The 1090-nt window shown below is 40.3% G+C and carries 1 protein-coding gene; it reads right to left on the reverse strand.

From position 1 onward, the window contains the following. Positions 1-60 precede the first annotated feature (60 nt). On the reverse strand, positions 61-834 hold the full coding sequence (locus tag EII14_RS08995; RefSeq protein ID WP_124932187.1) for a transposase: 774 nt from the start codon (positions 832-834) through the stop codon (positions 61-63). Between the last annotated feature and the right edge of the window lie 256 nt (positions 835-1090).

Consider the following 1090-nt stretch of genomic DNA (forward strand, 5'->3'; position numbering starts at 1 on the left):
GGCAAAAATGCTCTCTTTTTCATTTAATGGTCAAATGTACTCCTATAATAGTTGAACTCCCTAGTGTTTATCGGGGTTGTAAGCCCCTAATATGTTTCCAATAAGCAGTTCTCGCCTCTCTTTCGAAAGTCCTCGATGAAGACGCAATCTCATCTTCAATACAGAGTTAAGAGACTCAATAGCATTGTTAGTGCGTGGAACTTGATCGGCAGGGAAATTCTCAAAGGTAAATAGTGCATTTAGATTGCGTTTTAAACTATAAAAAGCACTTCTCGTTCTTCTATGAGTGAAGTGCCATTTGCCATCTTCACCATAAGACTTCTCTTGCAAAAAATCTTTCCACTTTTGCTCCCATTTTTCAAGAGATGCCTCAAAGTCTAGACGACTAGATTGTGTAAGTTGATGCGCCAATGCCTTGAGTTCTTTGGCCGCAGGTAAGCGAGGATTAGTGGTGAGCAAATGTCTTATTCGCTGAAGCTGGTGAAACTGACAATACTGATAAGTTATCTCAGGGAATGCCTCCTTAATACCTGATAATGCGTCACTTACAATGGCTCTGATTGTAAATCCTTGATCTTGGAGACAGGAAATACCAGCTTGATAATCACTAATTCTCTCCTTACCACGTAAGAAGCGATAGTGTAATACTCTGTGGCTTGAAGCATCCATGAAAATGACTACTCCAAAGTTTCGACCCCAATAGGTGGCATCCATTTGTAGCGTTATAGCAATGGGGTGAATTCTGTAAGAAACAGCCTGACTTTGGGGTACGTTTTTGAGATATCGTTGTAGGGTAGAAACTGAAATACCATATTTTTGAGCTGTTTCAAGCAATGTATGGCGCCCTTGTAAATAGAACTCAACAATGGCAGCCTTATTAGGCTTTTCACGACCACTAAAATAGCATTGACAACTCTTGCAATACCAATACGAGGCACCACGTTTAACTCCTTTGCGGATTACAGCATGAGAACCGCATTTCTGGCACTTTTTTTACGATGATATTCCATTATAGCATTATAAACACCTCCAAAGGTATGAAAAAGAGAGCATTATGCCCCCTTTCAGGAGTACATTTGACCATTAAGCC

Origin of the sequence: Alloprevotella sp. OH1205_COT-284, assembly GCF_003859795.1 — a bacterium.
GTDB lineage: Bacteria > Bacteroidota > Bacteroidia > Bacteroidales > Bacteroidaceae > Alloprevotella.